This is a genomic window from Natronorubrum tibetense GA33 (assembly GCF_000383975.1).
In the GTDB taxonomy this organism is placed as follows: Archaea; Halobacteriota; Halobacteria; order Halobacteriales; family Natrialbaceae; genus Natronorubrum; species Natronorubrum tibetense.
This window is the reverse complement of the sequence record NZ_KB913019.1, coordinates 90,386-105,918: the sequence shown is the minus strand read 5'-3', so window position 1 is coordinate 105,918 and position 15,533 is coordinate 90,386. Positions and strand designations below refer to the sequence as shown.

Sequence of the window (15,533 nt, the reverse complement as noted above, 5' to 3'; positions counted from 1 at the left end):
AATCGGGCCGCGGTTCCCCCTGTCTCACGCGAAGTACCGTCACAACGAGATAGCCGATCGATGTCCACCGCAGACATCGCGAGGACTGATCGTCTCATTTGTCACTCACTCACCGCCGTTTTTCCTGGTCTCAGTGACTACACGCGACGATTCACGACGCAACCAAAAACGGCTGACACTCAGCGGCCGATTTCGGCGACGGAAGATCAAAGGCTTTGCTACCACACACCAATGGTCGTATCGATGACGCGAGATTCGTACGACGTAATCGTCCTCGGCGTCGGTGGGATGGGGAGTTCGGCCGTCTACCACCTGGCCAAGCGAGGCGTCGATGTGCTGGGAATCGAGCAGTACGACGTTCCGCACGGACGGGGATCCTCCCACGGAGATACCCGAATCTTCCGGCTGACACAGCCCGAACATCCGTCGTACGTTCCGCTCGCCGAGCGAGCGCGGACGCTTTGGCGCGACCTCGAGGCCGAATCGGGCGAGCGTCTCCTCACGGAAACGGGATCGATCCGCGCCGGCCCTGCCGACGCAGCGCACGTTTCGGCCGCGATCGAATCCTGTGCGTCGAACGACCTACCGCACGAGGTACTGTCAGGAGAGGAGCTTCGGGAGCGATTTCCGGGCTACGAGCTTCCCGACGACCACAGATGCGTCTATCAGCCGAACGGCGGCTTTCTCGCCTGTGAGCGGGCCATCTCGACGCACGTGAATCTCGCTCACGAACACGGCGGAACCGTCCACGCTCGCGAGCGGGTGCTCGGGTGGACGCCTCGAGAACGGGGCGTCGAGGTTCGGACGAATCGCGAGACGTACGAGGCGGACCGCCTCGTCGTTACCGCCGGCGCGTGGGCGGGCAAACACATGCCGCTGCTCGAGAACGCGCTCTCGCCGCAGCGACGGGTAATGGCCTGGCTTCAGCCGACGGAGCCCGCGAAGTTCACGCCGGATACGTTTCCGGTATTCAACGTCGACGTTCCCGAGGGAGAGTTCTACGGCTTTCCGGTGGCCGAACGGCCCGGGTTCAAGTTCGGCTACACGCCCTCCGGAGCCGACTCCATCGATCCGGACGACTGGAACGACGAGGCGACGCTCGAGGACGAAAAACGACTCAGACGGCTCCCCGAAAACCACTTTCCCGCCGCGTCTGGGCCGACGCTGCGCCTCACAACCTGCATCGTGACTCGCTCGCTCGACGGCCACTTCTATCTCGATACGCACCCGGAGTATCCCCACGTCTCGATCGCCGCGGGATTCACCGGCCACGGGTTCAAATTCGCCAGCGTCGTCGGTGAGGTGCTGGCGGATTTTGCGACCGACGGCGACACCGACAATCCGATCGGCGTCCACCGGTTCGGTAATCAGCTACGGAAGACGTGAGTAAGAAACTCGCGTGAGGACGAGAGGGCTCGATTGAGACGTCCGTACTGCTCTCGAGACGACTGCAACGCTGTGATCATTTGGTGAGAACGCAGGAGGTAAGATGGTACGAGGTGTGGTCTCAGTCTACACTATGCGCGTCGCCGCACTCACCAGTCACGAGACGCCCCCCGAAGTCGAAATCCAGGACCGGTCAACGCCGAGCCCGGGTCCCGGCGAAGCGATCGTTCGCGTCGAAGCCGCCGCACTCAACCACCGCGACCTCTGGAAACTCGAGGACGATGACCGGCTCACCGCCGATGACCTCCCGTTCGTACCCGGCGGCGATCTGGCGGGTATCGTCGAGGAGACGGCCGCCGACGTTTCGGGCGTCTCTGAGGGAGACCGCGTCGTCCTCTGTCCGCTCGAGACCTGCGGGACCTGCCGGTTCTGTCGCGAGGGTCCCGAGAACATGTGCGAGAACTACAGCAGCTACGACGGCGCGTTCGCCGAACTAGCAGTCGTCGACGCGAACAGACTCGTCGAACTCCCTGAATCCGTCGACATCGTCGACGCTGCGGCGCTTCCGATCGCGTACGTAACCGCGTTCAGGATGCTCGAGCGCGCCGGAACGACGGCCGGGGATCTCGTCTTCGTTCCGGGTGCGACCGGCGGCGTCGGCGTGGCAGCGATTCAGCTTGCGACGATTCTGGGTGCCGAAACCATCGGGACGTCGACCGACGAAGCGAAACTCCGCACGGTCGAGTCGCTCGGCCTCGATCACCCGATTCACACCGGCGACCCCGACGAGATGCGCACAGCGGTCGCCGCGATCGGTGACGTCGACGTGACGATCAACCACCTCGGCGGACCGTTTACCCGCGTCGGACTCGAGGTGTTGCGAACGAACGGGGCGATGGTCGTCTGCGGACGGACAGCGGGTCAGTTCCCCGAATTCGACGCTCGAAATCTGTACTTCGGTCACAAGCGTCTCTTCGGAAGCACGCTCGGAACGCAGGTCGATCTCGAGAAACTCGTCGACTTCGTCGAACGTGGGCGATTGGACCCGGTCATCGCCAGGGAGTACCCGCTTTCAAACACGGCACGGATGATGGCCGACATGCAATCTCGGGAGATGGTCGGAAAGCTCGTCGTGCGCCCTCAGCAGTAGGTCGAAGCGATTGATTCGGGGGTCTAGAACGCGGTTTCGATCGCGTTCTCGAGGATGTCGACCGCCTCGTCGATCTCGGTTTCGGTCACACAGAGCGGCGGTGAGACGAGGAGCTGGATACCGGGGCGACCCATGCCGAATATCGCACCGTTTTCGCCGGCCGCCGAAAGTACCGTTTTGACCGGATTGTCGGCGTCGCTCACCCGCGGATCCACGAACGGCTCGCCCGTCTCGGAATCGGCGAACTCGACGCCCCAGAGGAGGCCGCGGCCGTGAACCGACGAGACGACATCGAATCGGTCCTCCAGTGCGCCGAGTCGGGACTCGAGGTGGGGCGAAACCGATCGCGTGTTCTCGATCAGTTCGTCCTCGTAGACGTCCATCGCGGCCAGTCCAGCAGCACACCCGACCGGATGACCAGCGAACGTCTGGCCGATATCGAACCCCTCTTCCACGACGTAGTCGGCGATTTCCTCGTTCATCATCACGCCCGCCAGCGGGACGTACGAACTCGTGACCCCCTTCGCGAACGTCATCAGGTCGGGTTGTACGCCCTCGCTCTGGGCACCGAACCACTCGCCGGTTCGACCGAAGCCGGTGATCACTTCGTCCGCGATCATCAGGATATCGTACTCGTCGCAGAGTTCGCGGACGCGGTCGAAATAGCCCGGCGGCGCGGTGAAGCCGCCGCTCGACCCCGCGACGATTTCGGTAAGGATCGCGGCGATCGAGTCGGGTCCCTCGTTGCGGATGACGAACTCGAGGTGGTTTGCCGCCTGTTCGGCGAGTTCTTCGGGCGATTCCGCATCGAACGCCGCTGGAATCGGCGGCAGGAACTTCTCGCTTCCCGTCATCGCAGCGCGCGATTCGACGAAGGCACGCGTATCGGTGTCGCCCGTCAGACTGGCCGTTCCGTAGGTCGACCCGTGGTAGGACCGCCACCTGGTGAGTACCTTCGGCGCGTCGGCGTACTCCCGTGCGAGCATCACCGCCGCTTCGTTCGCTTCGCTTCCCGAAATCGAAAAGAGCGTCTGCGACATCGATTCCGGCGCGACCTCGAGCAGTCGCGTGACGAGCTCGTTTCGGGTGTCGTTGTGCTTTCCGGAGGAGACGTACGGAATTCGGGCCAGTTGGTCCGCGATCGCATCGATAATCCGTTGGTTGCTGTGGCCCGCGTTGACGCAGTACAGCTGGGATTGAAAGTCCAGATAGGCCGTTCCGTCGGCGTCGAACACCTCGACACCGTCACCGTCGACGAGCGTCGGAACGTCGTCGTCCGCCGAGTACCAGTGGGGGATCGTTTTCGCCGCGGTCTCGAGTTCATCATCTATTTGCTCAATTGCCATACTCGTTCTGTGGTATCTATACCCACGCTTATTAGCTAACGGGTCCGCTTTCGGAGAGTCCGACCGATCAGCACGCCTGATTGCGGTTCATTTCGGCAGTGACGTTTTAGACGACCCGACCCGAACGAACCGTAGCTCCGAATGTCCACAGACATCAATCCACACGGTGACGACGCGACGATGACGCTGTACCGACTCCACGGCTGTCCCTACTGCGAACTCGTCGTCCGGCGGCTCGAGCGATACGACGTTCCGTATCGCTCCCGATTCGTCGCGGGTGAACACAGTCGCCGAGACGCGGTCGCGCGCGCGTCGGGGACGCGATCGGTGCCCGTCGTGGTGGATCACGAACACGGGGTGACGATGCCCGAGAGCGGCCACATCCTCGAGTACCTCGATCGGACGTACGGCAACGGAGTCACGGACGAGGAATCGACTTCGGACGGGTTCGATCTGGTCGAGTTTGCTCCGTCAGATCATCCGACTGAAGGAGATGAAGCGCCGGATTTCATCCGTCCGCTCGTGTCCGAGGAGTACTGGGAGGATACGTCGTTATCCGATCTGATTGCGAGAGATGGATGCGTGTTGCTGGTGTTCTATCCGCTGAACTGGGGTGGAAAGTCGGTGTACTGGTGGAAAGAGATTCAGGAACGAGGATGGGGAGACAAGCTGACGGTCGTCGGCGTCGGGATCTCACAACCGTTCGACCACCAGCGGTTCATCGAGCACCGGGGTCTCGAGCACTCGCTCTACTCCGATCCCGGAAACGGCGTCGCGGAACGCTACGGCGTCGTTCACGATCTCGACGGGATGTCGGGAGTGTCGGAGCCCCGTCCGGCGGTGTTTCTGATCGGGGACGAACTGACCATCGACTACGCCTGGGTCGCCGACGAGTGGCCGCCGTCGCCGCCGTACGACGAGATCGAGGAAAACTGGTCGGAGTAGACTTGAATCGGTCGTCACCACCTCGAGCGACGGGAGCGATAGGTACTGCAAAATTCGTCTCGAGACCCACAGACCGGGTGACGCGGTAAACTGCGCTCCCGCCGTTTTGCCGATAGGGCAGTCAGAATCCGACGACTGAGCCGTCTTTACGCGGATCGGTGGCACCCGAGAGCGTCCCGTCGTCGTTGCGGGCGATCTGACTGCCGCCGAAGTGTCCCGGCGGTCGGACCCGCACCTCGTGACCGCGTCGGGCGAGTTTCGTCAGCACGGTCCCGTCGTAGCGTCCTTCGACGGCGAGCTGGCCGTCGACCTGATAGCGCCATCGAGGGTAATCCATCGCCTCCTGCAGCGACATCCCATCCTCGAGAAGGTTCAGGAGAACCTGAAGATGCCCCTGCGGTTGCATGTAGCCACCCATGACGCCGAATGCGGCCCAGTCGGAGTCGTCGAACCGCGCCAGTCCGGGGATGAGGGTGTGGAACGGTCGCTTCCCGGGCTCGATCCGATTCGGATGATCCGGGTCCAGCGAGAACGAACTGCCGCGGTTCTGCAGGGCGACGCCGGTATCGCCCGCGACGACGCCGCTGCCGAAGTCCTTGAAGCGGGAGTTGATGTACGAGACGACGTTCCCCTCCTCGTCGGCGACGGTCAGGAGCACGGTGTCGGCGTCCTCGGCGCTCCCGTTTGCGCTCGGGTGTCCGATATCGACATCCTGCGTCGCTTCGGCCCCGATTTCATCGGCTCGCTCGGCCGCGTACGCCTTGGAGCCGAGCTCCGGGACGTCCTCGAAGTCGGAATCGGTGACGTGAAAGAGCCCGTCGGTCAGCGCGCGTTTCGCTGCTTCGACCGCGAGGTGGATTCGTTCCGGCGAGTCAGGCGGGTGATCGCCCGCGCCGAGCGCCTCGGCGATGTTCAGGGCCTCGAGCGCGACGATTCCCTGGTTGTTCGGCGGCAACTGGAATATTTCGGCGCCGCCGTAGGTCGTACTGATCGGGTCGACGTACTCCGGTTCGAACGACGCCAGATCCTCGAGCGTCAGGAAGCCGTCGCGCGATTGGACCGCCGACACGATCTCCTCGGCGATCTCGCCCTCGTAGAAGACGTCGGCCCCGTCCTCGGCGATCCGTCGCATCGTCTCGCCGAGCGCCGGGAGACGGACGTGTTCGCCGACCTCGGGTGCGCGACCGTCCGGCAGATACGCGTCGCGAGCGTTGTCGTCTCGGAGCACCGACGACGCCTCCGCCCACTGATTGGCGATGATCTCCGAGACTGGGAACCCCTCGGTCGCGTACTCGATCGCCGGCTCGAGCACTCGCTCGAGAGAGAGCGTGCCGAGATCCTCGACGGTGCGTTCCCAGCCGCGAGCGGTTCCCGGAACGGTGATTGTGTACGGACCGTAGGTTGGCATCTCCGCCGCGTCGGGTTCGACGCCCTGATCGGCGGCGATCCGGTCGCGAACGCGCTCGAGCGTCGCATTGCCAGGCGCGCCGCCGCAGCTTCGAAGCGCGCCAACCTCGCCGTCGGCGGTCTTGTAGAGCGCGAAGACGTCGCCGCCGAGCCCGGTGCTGGTCGGTTCGACGACGTTCAGGGCTGCAGCGGTCGATACCGCTGCGTCGAACGCGTTACCGCCTTCGCGAAGGATCGCCGCTCCGGCTTCGGCGGCGAGCGGTTGGCTAGTCGCGACGATTCCGTTCGGTGCGTACACGGTCGATCGGCGCGAAGTGAACTGATCGAGATCTGGCGATTGCTGTCCGTCCATACGAAGGGTGTGGATAGACGGGGGCAAAAACATTATTGTCCGAAAATTCAAGAATAGTATGGAACGGAGTCCAAAAATTCGCCACCGTTGACGAACCGAGTTCTCCCGTCTCAGGAGTGCGTCGATACCGACTCGAGGTCCGCGTCGGCGAGTTCCGAGAGGAGTGCTACCGTCGTTCGCGCCCCGGCGCGAACGCAGGAGAGCTTGATGTTTTCGTCCGGTGCGTGGTTGTTCTCGTCTTCGTTTGCGTACGGAATCACGAGACACGGAACGTCGAGGGCGTCGGCGAAGACGTACGTCGGCACCGAGCCGCCCAGTGCGGGTTTCAGGATCGGGTCAGTGTCCCAGCCGTTGCGGACCGCCCGCATCGCCGGCTCGACGACCGGGCTGTCCGCCGACGTCCGCTGTGGCGCCATCGCCGCGACGCGGCTGAGTTCGACATCGATTCCCGCCGGCGCGTGCTCCCGGGCGTGTCGCTCGAGCGCGTCGTAGACGGCGTCGGGATCCTGATCTGCGACCAGTCGGTAGTCGATTTTCGCGCGCGCTCGAGACGGGAGAACGGTCTTCATTCCCTCGCCGTGATACCCCGCGTCGAGTCCCGCCACGTTCAGGTTCGGGCGGGTGAGCAACCGCTCGACGTATCCCTCGTCGGGATCGGTCGCGAGGGCGTCAAGACCGAGGTCCGACAGGATGTCTTCCTCGTCGACCGGGATCGCGTCGAGGACCTCCCGGTCTCGCTCGGTCAGGGGTCGGACGTCGTCGTAGAACCCCGCGAGCGTACTGCGTCCGTCCTCGTCCGTCAGTGACGCCAAGAGGGTTGCGATCGCAGTCGCCGGGTTGGGTACGGGACCGCCGAAATTCCCGGAGTGCAGGTCTCGATTCGCCCCTCGAGCCTCGATGTCGACGTACAGCAATCCGCGCGCGCCGAGGAGGACGTGCGGCCGACCCGACGAGTCGATCGGTCCGTCGGCGACGATGGCGACGTCCGAGTCGAACTCGTCGCTGTGCTCGCGGACGAGCCACTCGAGATTCTCGCTCCCGCTCTCCTCTTCCCCTTCGATCAGGAGGACGACGTCGGCCGGTAGCCCGGTCGTCTCGCGCAGCGCCCGAATCGCACAGAGGTGTGCGAACCACTGGCCCTTGTTGTCGCCCGCGCCGCGGGCGTAGAGTCGTTGCTCGCCGTCGGGACCGTCCCGGACGGTTGGATCGAACGGCGGCGAGGTCCACTCCGACGGCGTCGCCGGCTGGACATCGTAGTGGCCGTAGAGCAGAACGGTCGGCCTGCTCTCGCCGTTGGCGGTGGTCCCGTCGGATTCATCACCACGGTCCGCTCTCGCGTGTGCGACGACGGCCGGCCGACCCGGAGTCTCGACGATCTCCGCCTCGTCGCAGCCGTACTCGAGACACAGGTCCTTGACCATCGACGAACACTCGGCTATCCCGTCGCCGGTCGCGCTGATCGAGGGCTGGGCCAGCAGCGCCTCGAGATCCGCGAAAAACGTCTCGTCGTGGCGCTTGAGGGCAGTTTCGGGGTCCGGCTCGCTCACGATCGGTGCACCTCGTCTGACTGTCGGCTCGTTTCGTGTGACATAGAGGCGTGGTTTCCCCGCCGAGGACAAAGCTTTACTGCAGGTGACGACGGCGATTCGCGAGGATTCCGTTCGGCTGCCCAGTGGAGAAGGGCAGACAGTGAGATTCAGCGGACCTGCAACGGCGACGGGCGTCACTCGTCGCCATCGATCGTCGTCGCCGCGAAGAACGGCTGCTCAGCGTGGCGACCCCGATCGTAGTCGTGTGTGTACTCGCACGGTTCGACGCGTACGCGATCGCCGAGTGCAAGATCCGCGTACGCCTCGTCGATCGCGGTCAGTAGCCGCGGCCCCTCGTCGAGTTCGACGACGCCCGCGACGATCTCGTCGGGAAAGCCGTCGGCCGTCGCGTGCTGTCGGGTGAACGAGTAGAGTTCTCCGGTCCCGTTCGACTCGACCCACTCGACGGACCGTGAGTGACAGCTCGGACAGACCGGTGCTGGCGGGAAGAACCGCTCCTCGCAGTCCTCGCAGGCGTGGATCAGGAACCGGCCGTCGGAGAGCGCCTCCCAGAATCGCTCGGTGTAAGGCGTCTCGCGCATCGTCACTCACCCCTCGCGAAGACCGTCGCGGTCGCTCCGTTGACGTGGCCGTGCTCCGAGGTCGTCAGGACGTGGTCCGCGTTCGAAACCGGCGTCGATGCGGTTCCCCTGAGCTGTCGAACCGCTTCCACGTAGTTGTACAGTGGCGTCACCATCGGCGGATGGCCGCGACCGAGACAGCCGCCCGACGGACTGATCGGAAACTCGCCATCGGCCGCAGTTCGCCCGTCGAGGCAGGCCTCGAGGCCCGCACCTCGGTCGACCAGTCCCAACTCTTCGGTGATGATCGCCTCGATGTGAGGGAATGGGGCATACGGCTCGTAGACGTCGATCTCGTCGGGAGCATGACCCGCGTCCTGGCTCGCCTCCCGCGCCGCCTTTCGGACGGCCGGGAGTTCGGTGATCGACTCATCGCGGGTCATCAGCTGGTGGCTTGCGGCGTGGTGGCTCCCCAATCCGGCTACTTCGACCGTTTCCTCAGTTTCGCTACTCGTCTCGCTGGCATCGTCTCCGTCGCCGTCTCCGCTGGCGTCTGCGCTCGTCACGACCAACGCCGCGCCGCCATCACAGGGAGCCGGACACTCGTACATCCTGATGGGGTCGGCGATCGGACGCGAGCCGAGGACCGCCTCCCGGGTCACGGAGTCGTCGAAGAGCGTGTCGGGATCGGCCGCCGCGTTGTCGCGATTCTTGACGACGATTTCGGCGAGGTCCTCGCGGTCGACGTCGTACTCGTGGCAGTACCGCTGCATGCTCTGGGCGTAGACACCCGGGATCGACATTCCGATCGGTGACTCGAACTCGGCATCGAAGGTGCTGAGAATGTAATCGAAGTACGGACCGGTCGTGTCGATCGTCGAGTTACGTTCGACCGCGAACACGAGAGCGGTGTCAACCGCGCCGCTTCGGACGTCCGAAACGGCCGTCTGAAACGCTTTCCCGCCGCTGGTTCCGCCGGTCGAGACCTCGATCGTCCGATCGACCTCGAGCCCGAGCAGGTGTAACAGATTCGTCGAGAAGAACTTCTGTTCCGTCCACGGTCGCGGCGAGGGCATGTAGAGCCCGTCGACGTCCGCCAGCGACACGGCGGCGTCCTCGAGCGCCTCGTGGATGACGTCCACCGCCAGTTCCCGTTCCGTGAGCGAGTACGTTCCGTTCGGGAGCAGTCCGACTCCCGCTACGGCTGCTTTGCGAGCTGCTGTCATATGGTAACGCACCGTACAGTCCGGTCCGTAATACGTCTAGGTGTTTGCGAGGGAGTTCCACTCGAGAACGGGCGGAACCGAGTGGGCCTCGGCGAATCAGGACCGAGTTCCACAGTTACAGATCGAGTCCCAGCGTCCAGTTCACAACGAACGCGGCGACCGCGAGGGTCAACAGCCCCGCGAGGAAGGCAAACGAGACGCCCCAACCGAAGAGGTCAGCGACGAGTCCAACGACGACCGAGCCGAGCGACGCCGTAATGACGTAGACGGTCCGGACGAGTCCGAACCCGGCACCGCGCTCGGCGGCGCCTAACTCCTCGAGGAACCGCGGTAACAGCGCGGCCTCGAAGCTCATCCCGATTCCGAGGAGGATCACGCCGAGTGCGGCACCGACGAGTCCGGGACCGGAAACGAGTACGACGAGGCCGACGGCACCGACGAGCAGACAGCTGGCCGTCGCTCGGTCGCGGCCGAACCGATCGGAGGCCGCACCGACGCCGACCTGTGCGATCCCCTGCGCGACGAAGTACGCGGAGAACCCCGTCGCCGCGACCGTCGTCGAGTAGCCACGGTGCTCAATGAGAAAGACCGGCAGGAACGAGGCCGACCCCTGCCAGACGAACTCGCCGACGATGGCGACGAACAGGGTGAACGCGATCACCGGACGCGAGAGGAGTTCGAGCAGCGACCGGAGTTTGAAGCGTTCGCGCAGCGGCAGATCGGATCGGCGGGGTTCGGTCGGTCGAACCGACAGGGCGAAGAGGACGAACGCCGGGATCCCGACGGCGGCGGTGACGGCGACGGCCGGCCGCCAGCCGTACGTGACGCCGACCCAGGCGACGGCGACGGGGGCGATCAGTCCCGCGACGGTCGCTCCGGAGTTGTGGATGCCGATCGCGATCCCGACGTTGTCGTGGATTCGCGACAGCAGCGTCGTCGCGACGCTGTAGTGTAACCCCGCGACGGCGCCGAGTACCACCGTCGCGAGGACGAACAGCGAGAACAGCGGTGCGACGGCGATGAGCAGACACGCGACCGCAGTCCCGCCGAGTGCGACGAGGATGATACCCCGTTCGCCGTATCGATCACCGAGCACACCGCTCGGGAACTGCGCCAGTCCGTACGCGAGCCACATTCCCGTCAGGGACGCTCCGATGACCGCGTTCGAGACGCCGAACTCGTCGGTGATCGCCGGGACGACCGGGCTGATCGCCAGCCGGCCGAACATGGTCACGAAAAAGGCGAGGGTACAGAGTGCGAGGACGGTGTCTCGGTAGCGCCAGCGAATCATCGTTCGGGTGAGGTGACCCTCGGACTCGACGCCACGGTCGATGGGGCACTCGAGTCCGGCAGTCTCAGTTGCGACTCACGCGAGAGGGTCAAGAATGTAGTGGAATCCGTGTACGAGGCTACTCGTCGCCCCCATAGGACTTCTCGCTCACACCCGAGAGCGCGTCCCCGTCCGCGAAGCGCTCGAGACGGTACGCCTCGAGGTCGATTCGCGGGTCCTCACCCAGAATTGACAGCGCGATCGACTCGCCGAACGCCGGCGCCTCCTTGAACCCGTGGCCGCTGCCGCCGAGCGCGTTGTAGAGGTTGTCGACGCCGGTTGGAACGCCGACGATCTGGTGAGAGTCCGGCGTCACTGAGATCACGCCTGACCAGGAGTCGACGACCGCCGCGTCGGCGAACGTCGGAAGGCGAGAGTCGAGTCGGTCGCCGACCGCCCGGAGGAACGACTCGTCGACGCCCTGGAGACCCGCCGCTCGATCGACGGGCGGGCGATCGATCCCCCCGACGAGGACGTCGCCGCCGGGTTCGGGCTTGAGATACATATCCGGCGACTCCGAGTGATCGGAGAGCGTCGGGGTTTCGACGCCGTACGGTTCGTCGCCGCGCAGGACGGCGACTTTCGACTCGTACCACTCGAGCGGCACGTCGACGCCGGCCATCGACGCGATCTCCCGGCCCCACGGTCCCGCGGCGTTGACCACGATGTCGACGGGCTCACGCCCCTCGGACGTCTCGACCGCTGTTACCGCCGTTCCATCCGTAACAAGATCCGTAACCGGAGTCGCGGTGCGGATTTCGACCCCGTTCTCGCGAGCGCCAGTCGCGTAGTCGGTTGCGACGAGATATGGGTCGGCGAAGCCTGCCTGGGGCTCGTACGCGCCGAGTGCGACACCCGCCGGATCGATTCCGGGGAGAAACGACTCGAGGTCGGTCGCCTCCACGAGGTCGACCTCGAGGCCGGCGCGTCGCTGTCGGTCGACCAGCGCTCGGAACTCGTCTACGCCATCGGCGTCGGTAAGGACGAGATAGCCATTCTGTCGGAAGCCGCCGTCGCCGCCGGCGACCGATTCGAACCCCTCGAGCAGTTCCCGGCCGCGAATCGCCGTCTCGATCTGCACCCGATTCGTATAGTGGTGACGAACGATCCCGGCCGAGTAGCCGGTCGTCTCGCTCGCGAGGGCACCGCGTTCGAAGGCCGTGATCTCGAGATCGTCGTCGCCGAACTCGCTCAAGTAGTACGCGATCGAGAGTCCGTACACACCGCCGCCGACGATGCCGACTCGTTTCGCCATCGTCACGATTCCCCGTGCGAGATTGGGGTCCCACGGCTGCGGTTCGATTCGATCGCGAATGCGTCGATGATTCGGGGCGAGGCGTTCATCCGGCCCGTAGCAGTCACTGCTGTCCGGGAATACATGCTAGCGATAACCGCACACACCCCGATAAATGGTCGGACCGTCGGTTCGGTGGGTGACCGTTGGGCAGGTCAGGGCGACCGGTAGGCAGTCGTGTTCCCGATAGCGAAGGTGGCAGTGGGAGCGTCGGGAGGACGGACAAATGGTCGTGAGACGATACTTTTCGACCGACGAAACGCGTATGTAGCCGTTCGAATAATCATGTTCCATGAGCACGACTGACGGGGAACTCGAGCACGTCGTAATCGTCGGCGCTGGCATCGCTGGCTGCCACACTGCCAGAAATCTCGCCGCAGACCACGAGGTGACAGTTATCGACCGGACCGGGGTGGCTGCTGAGGCGACCGGCCTTTCCGCTGGGATCGTCGCGCCAACACTGTTCTACAGCGACGTTCCGGACATCGCACGCCACGCGAACGCGTTTTTTCGGGAGTTCGACGGCACCCACGGATTCGAATTTACGAGGCGTGATCGGATCGACGTTATGACGGACGACGAAGTCGCGGACGCTCGAGCCCTCGCCCAACGGCTCGCCGACGAAGGGTTCCCGGTCAGCTTCCTCGGGACTGAGGAGGTGACCGAGCGATATTCCGAGTTCGACTTCGACGAGTTCGCTGGTGCGGTTCTGTACGAGGACACCGGATGGGTCGATCCGTACACCTATGCAACTGCTCTGCAGTCGGCAGCGGAGGATCGCGGCGCCGAGTTCCGACTCGATAGCGAGGTGACGGATATCGACGTCGAGAACGGAACGGTCGTCAGTGTCGAAACAGATATGGGTCGCGTCGACGCGGACGCCGTCGTGATCGCCGCCGGCTGGCGTACCCGGGACCTGTTGCCGGACGGCGTCGACGTTCCGATTCGGCCGTATCGGACGCAGGTCATCGTCCTCGAACCCGACGAACCGCTCACAGAGCAGTTCCCACTCGGCCGTATCAAGAGCGAACATCTCTACTTCCGCCCGGAACACAACGGTGATTTGTTGGTCGGCGGCGGGCATCACCCGCTCGAGACTCCGGCTTCGGCCTCGAAAGACGCGGACGAGTCGTTTCGGCTCGAGATCGCGGATTCCGTCCCCGAATTCATCGACGGCTTCGGCGATGCCGGGTTCGTCAACGGCTGGGCGGGGATCGACGCCGCGTCACCGGACACGCGCCCGATCGTCGATGCACCCGAGAACGCGCCGACGGGGGTACTCGTGGCGACCGGATTCAACGGGCTGGGGATCATGACATCGCCCGTAGTGGGGCCAACGGTGCGCCAGCGACTGACCGGTACAGACGCAGGATTTCCGATCGAGCCGTTCGCCGCGGACCGGTTTGAGCGCATCGACACGTCCTTCGAGTACGTTTCGACCTCGGAGATCTGAGAAAATTATTCGGCAGATTACGCTCGTCGATCGCCGGTTCGCGAGAGCAGAATCGCCAGCACGGCACCCGTCGCGGGGAACACTGCGAGCGCGACGAACGTCATTCCGACGGTAACGACCGAGAGGAGGTAGCCGGCGATGGCCGCACCGGTGGCACCGACGCCGAAGACGCCGAGGTAGGTGTAGCCGTACGAGAGCCCGCGATCGCCAGGAGGACTGTACTCGGCGATCGTCGCCTGATACATCGGCTGTAGCGAGAACAGGAGAAATCCGAGCAGTGCGCTGATGATGAGCAGCGGCACGACGCCGGCCTGGGCCGCCGGAACGAACAGGACTGCGACGACGGCCAGTGAGCCGAAGATGACCGCGAGACCGGTTTCGGTGCGGATTCGGTCGGTCAGCTTGCCGCCGACGTACTGGCCGCCCATCCCGATCATCAGCAATCCGGCGTAGAGGTAGGACGCCGGATTGAACTCTTCGGCCATCGGACTGTCCGGATCGAACAGTTGGAGTTGGTCGGCGACGTTCGGAACGAAGTCGCTCAGGACGTCCGGAAGGAACGTCAGCGTCCCTCGATAGAAGAGCCCGTTCATCATGACGACGACGATTGCGATACTGAACCCGAGCGTAAACAGCGCTCGACTGTCCGTGACGAACTTCGACAACGACATCGACTCGTCGTCCGTCGGCTCGCCGCCGTCAGTTTTCGTCTGTACGGCGGCCGTTTCGTCGAAGCTAGCAGACATCGCGTAGAGGATAGCGATGACGGCCGGAACGACTAGGAGGGCGGTGACGTAACGCCAGTCGAAGAACAACAGTAGCACTGCGGTTAGCAGCGGACCGAACGCGATGCCGAAGTTCCCAGCCATCCCGTGATAGGCGAAGCCGGTGCCGCGCTGTTCGACGCCCGTCGAGATCAGGGACAGTCCCGCCGGATGGTAGACGCTCGCTGCGATTCCCCAGACGCAGATAGCAATCGTGATCGTGACGATTCCCTGAGCCGCGCTCAAGAGGAGGAACGAGCCGCCCATACCAGCGAGACAGACCAAGACCAGTTCTCGAGACCCGAACTTGTCGACGAGCACCCCGGCCGGGAGGGCACCGATACCGTACAACCCGTACCCGACCGCGACGGCCGTCCCGAGAATCGCCGTACTCAGACCGAAATCAGCGAGCCAAATGACCATCAAGATCGGAATCGAGAGCTCGTACGTGTGGACGACAGCGTGCGAGATCATCACGAACCCCGTGATAGATTTGTCGTTGTCGTTCAGTCCAGTTGACTGCTCCGTACTCATATATGATTTACAAACTGGCACCCACCGTGATAACGATTACTAAGTCAGAGCACAGCAGACGAATTATTCGATGATTGATCGGACTTGATCCAGTGAGAATGGCAGTTATTCGAACAAAGTTGAGTATAGTAGTGGGCGTTCCGCTGATCGGGTCCGTTTGGAGAGGAATACTTCAGATAGATATACAGTATATTAAGTGTATATTTTCAACACCCTGAGGGAGATTTCAAGCTGAA

The 15,533-nt window shown here is 63.9% G+C and carries 12 protein-coding genes; 4 read left to right on the top strand and 8 right to left on the bottom strand.

Annotation, left to right across the window (positions count from 1 at the left end; translation table 11 throughout):
• The first annotated feature begins 243 nt into the window (after positions 1–243).
• Both solA and NATTI_RS0122430 read left to right on the top strand, forming a co-directional pair.
• The gene (solA, locus tag NATTI_RS0122435; protein WP_027119273.1) at positions 244–1,386 is read left to right on the top strand and encodes an N-methyl-L-tryptophan oxidase; all 1,143 of its coding nucleotides are present in this window, start codon (positions 244–246) and stop codon (positions 1,384–1,386) included.
• 133 nt (positions 1,387–1,519) lie between these two features.
• Positions 1,520–2,536 carry an alcohol dehydrogenase catalytic domain-containing protein gene (locus NATTI_RS0122430; protein ID WP_006091205.1) on the top strand — a complete coding sequence of 339 codons (1,017 nt, stop codon included), beginning with the start codon at positions 1,520–1,522 and terminating at the stop codon, positions 2,534–2,536.
• A 23-nt stretch (positions 2,537–2,559) separates the two neighbouring features.
• Here the strand turns inward: NATTI_RS0122430 and NATTI_RS0122425 are convergent, their stop codons facing one another.
• Positions 2,560–3,882, bottom strand: coding sequence for an aminotransferase family protein (locus NATTI_RS0122425; protein ID WP_006091204.1), 1,323 nt, complete (start codon positions 3,880–3,882; stop codon positions 2,560–2,562).
• A 141-nt stretch (positions 3,883–4,023) separates the two neighbouring features.
• On the opposite strand from NATTI_RS0122425, the gene NATTI_RS25810 reads away from it, so the two are divergent.
• Entirely contained in the window at positions 4,024–4,827 is an 804-nt protein-coding gene (locus NATTI_RS25810; protein WP_006091203.1) for a redoxin domain-containing protein, read from the top strand.
• Between the two features lie 121 nt (positions 4,828–4,948).
• Here NATTI_RS25810 and ggt read toward each other — a convergent pair whose 3' ends face one another.
• From ggt to NATTI_RS0122390, 6 genes are all read right to left on the bottom strand, one after another.
• A complete protein-coding gene (gene ggt / locus NATTI_RS0122415; RefSeq protein WP_006091202.1) occupies positions 4,949–6,586 on the bottom strand; it encodes a gamma-glutamyltransferase in 1,638 nt (545 codons plus the stop codon).
• A 110-nt stretch (positions 6,587–6,696) separates the two neighbouring features.
• Complete coding sequence (locus NATTI_RS0122410; RefSeq protein WP_006091201.1) at positions 6,697–8,133, bottom strand: M20/M25/M40 family metallo-hydrolase; 1,437 nt, start codon at positions 8,131–8,133, stop codon at positions 6,697–6,699.
• A gap of 176 nt (positions 8,134–8,309) precedes the next feature.
• Positions 8,310–8,717: a Zn-ribbon domain-containing OB-fold protein gene (locus NATTI_RS0122405; RefSeq protein ID WP_006091200.1), complete on the bottom strand. Its 408-nt coding sequence runs from the start codon at positions 8,715–8,717 to the stop codon at positions 8,310–8,312.
• A gap of 2 nt (positions 8,718–8,719) precedes the next feature.
• Positions 8,720–9,922: a thiolase family protein gene (locus NATTI_RS0122400; RefSeq protein WP_006091199.1), complete on the bottom strand. Its 1,203-nt coding sequence runs from the start codon at positions 9,920–9,922 to the stop codon at positions 8,720–8,722.
• 115 nt (positions 9,923–10,037) lie between these two features.
• On the bottom strand, positions 10,038–11,213 hold the full coding sequence (locus NATTI_RS0122395; RefSeq protein WP_006091198.1) for an MFS transporter: 1,176 nt from the start codon (positions 11,211–11,213) through the stop codon (positions 10,038–10,040).
• A 118-nt stretch (positions 11,214–11,331) separates the two neighbouring features.
• Positions 11,332–12,507 (bottom strand): NAD(P)/FAD-dependent oxidoreductase, encoded by a 1,176-nt coding sequence (locus NATTI_RS0122390; protein WP_006091197.1) that lies wholly within the window; start codon positions 12,505–12,507, stop codon positions 11,332–11,334.
• A 331-nt stretch (positions 12,508–12,838) separates the two neighbouring features.
• Between NATTI_RS0122390 and NATTI_RS0122385 the strand changes: the two genes are divergently transcribed.
• Positions 12,839–13,999, top strand: coding sequence for an NAD(P)/FAD-dependent oxidoreductase (locus NATTI_RS0122385; protein WP_006091196.1), 1,161 nt, complete (start codon positions 12,839–12,841; stop codon positions 13,997–13,999).
• Between the two features lie 17 nt (positions 14,000–14,016).
• On the opposite strand, the gene NATTI_RS0122380 is transcribed toward NATTI_RS0122385, so the two are convergent.
• Positions 14,017–15,297, bottom strand: a complete 1,281-nt coding sequence (locus tag NATTI_RS0122380; RefSeq protein WP_006091195.1) for an MFS transporter — start codon at positions 15,295–15,297, stop codon at positions 14,017–14,019.
• Positions 15,298–15,533 lie beyond the last annotated feature (236 nt).

What these genes read in the sequence shown, in the direction of transcription:
- NATTI_RS0122380 (WP_006091195.1), bottom strand. Translation starts at nt 15,297, where the DNA reads ATGAGTACGGAGCAGTCAACTGGACTGAACGACAACGACAAATCTATC.
- NATTI_RS0122395 (WP_006091198.1), bottom strand. Translation starts at nt 11,213, where the DNA reads ATGATTCGCTGGCGCTACCGAGACACCGTCCTCGCACTCTGTACCCTC.
- NATTI_RS0122390 (WP_006091197.1), bottom strand. Translation starts at nt 12,507, where the DNA reads ATGGCGAAACGAGTCGGCATCGTCGGCGGCGGTGTGTACGGACTCTCG.
- solA (WP_027119273.1), top strand. Translation starts at nt 244, where the DNA reads ATGACGCGAGATTCGTACGACGTAATCGTCCTCGGCGTCGGTGGGATG.
- ggt (WP_006091202.1), bottom strand. Translation starts at nt 6,586, where the DNA reads ATGGACGGACAGCAATCGCCAGATCTCGATCAGTTCACTTCGCGCCGA.
- NATTI_RS0122425 (WP_006091204.1), bottom strand. Translation starts at nt 3,882, where the DNA reads ATGGCAATTGAGCAAATAGATGATGAACTCGAGACCGCGGCGAAAACG.
- NATTI_RS25810 (WP_006091203.1), top strand. Translation starts at nt 4,024, where the DNA reads ATGTCCACAGACATCAATCCACACGGTGACGACGCGACGATGACGCTG.
- NATTI_RS0122385 (WP_006091196.1), top strand. Translation starts at nt 12,839, where the DNA reads ATGAGCACGACTGACGGGGAACTCGAGCACGTCGTAATCGTCGGCGCT.
- NATTI_RS0122400 (WP_006091199.1), bottom strand. Translation starts at nt 9,922, where the DNA reads ATGACAGCAGCTCGCAAAGCAGCCGTAGCGGGAGTCGGACTGCTCCCG.
- NATTI_RS0122430 (WP_006091205.1), top strand. Translation starts at nt 1,520, where the DNA reads ATGCGCGTCGCCGCACTCACCAGTCACGAGACGCCCCCCGAAGTCGAA.
- NATTI_RS0122405 (WP_006091200.1), bottom strand. Translation starts at nt 8,717, where the DNA reads ATGCGCGAGACGCCTTACACCGAGCGATTCTGGGAGGCGCTCTCCGAC.